Here is a 1007-nt window from a genome sequence, read left to right as displayed (position 1 = left end):
ATTCTAATAGTACCTATTGAAGAAATAGTAAAAATACATTACATTAGAACTACTTTGTAACACATTAAGTGGTCGTAAAATGGCTGAGACAACATTTACCTTTCGCGTCGATGATGTATTAAAAAATGAATTTTCCAAAGCAGCAAAGGCGTGTGATAGATCTGCTGCACAATTATTGCGCGATTATATGCGCGATATCGTAAAAGAACAAAAAGAAAAAAGTGCATACGATTTATGGTTTCGGGAACAAGTTCAATTAGGGATAAATTCTGCTAATGCAGGTGATATAATATCTTCTGAAGAAATCGAAGCAGAAGCAAAGGAATGGCGCCTAAAAACACAAAGTAAACTCGATAGATCAACTTTATGAAGCTAATTTGGACACAAGTAGCATACGTTGACCGCAAAAAGATCCGTGAATATATATCACAAGATAATCCTTCTGCTGCCTTAAAGTTTGATCAACTTTTATCTGAAAAAGTAGAAAAACTTGTTAAATTTCCTACTCTTGGTCGTTTAGGACGAATTGTAAATACACGTGAACTCATTGTACATTCAAATTATATCATGATTTATGATATTTCAAATGGCGTTGTGCGTATTTTACGTGTGCTTCATACAAAGCAAAAATTTCCTTAATCAACTGTATTTTTATTTACTTGGTAATTGAAGCAAATTATTTTCTACAATACTGCGCTCCCTATCAGTAAGTAATGATAGATTACTATTTTTATAATGTTGCGAATATGATTGCATAATGCACTTTGCACACCGCTTAGTTTCTACTCGTAAAAATAATGATGATACTCTTGGTAAACGACGCTTTATTGTCAATGATATCACGGTCGAAAAGCTTGGGGAACTCTTAAAAGCCCCCCGTGGTCTCTTAATGGTGCGTGATGAATTGTCTGGTTTTTTAGCCAATCTGGAACGTAAGGAATATCAAACAGACCGTGCTTTTTATCTAACGGCTTTTAATGAAGATGATCAATTTACCTATGACCGTA

Annotated in this window: 3 protein-coding genes; all 3 read left to right on the top strand. The window is 34.2% G+C overall.

Annotated features, from left to right (window positions below; translation table 11 throughout):
- Positions 1-79 precede the first annotated feature (79 nt).
- On the top strand, positions 80-370 hold the full coding sequence (locus ACFIJ7_RS09600) for a CopG family ribbon-helix-helix protein (RefSeq protein ID WP_208439813.1): 291 nt from the start codon (positions 80-82) through the stop codon (positions 368-370).
- Positions 367-639, top strand: coding sequence for a type II toxin-antitoxin system RelE/ParE family toxin (locus ACFIJ7_RS09595; RefSeq protein ID WP_375645197.1), 273 nt, complete (start codon positions 367-369; stop codon positions 637-639). The genes ACFIJ7_RS09600 and ACFIJ7_RS09595 overlap by 4 nt, the downstream gene beginning before the upstream one ends.
- 118 nt (positions 640-757) lie before the next feature.
- Positions 758-1007: DUF3987 domain-containing protein (locus ACFIJ7_RS09590; protein ID WP_375645196.1), on the top strand; the 250-nt coding region annotated here is incomplete at its 3' end.

Source organism: Bartonella sp. MR100HLJHH (genome assembly GCF_042194215.1).
Taxonomy (GTDB): domain Bacteria; phylum Pseudomonadota; class Alphaproteobacteria; order Rhizobiales; family Rhizobiaceae; genus Bartonella; species Bartonella grahamii.
This window is presented reverse-complemented; position numbering and strand designations above follow the sequence as displayed.

Excerpts from the sequence above, each read along its gene's own strand:
- ACFIJ7_RS09600 (WP_208439813.1), top strand. The coding sequence starts at position 80 with ATGGCTGAGACAACATTTACCTTTCGCGTCGATGATGTATTAAAAAAT.
- ACFIJ7_RS09595 (WP_375645197.1), top strand. The coding sequence starts at position 367 with ATGAAGCTAATTTGGACACAAGTAGCATACGTTGACCGCAAAAAGATC.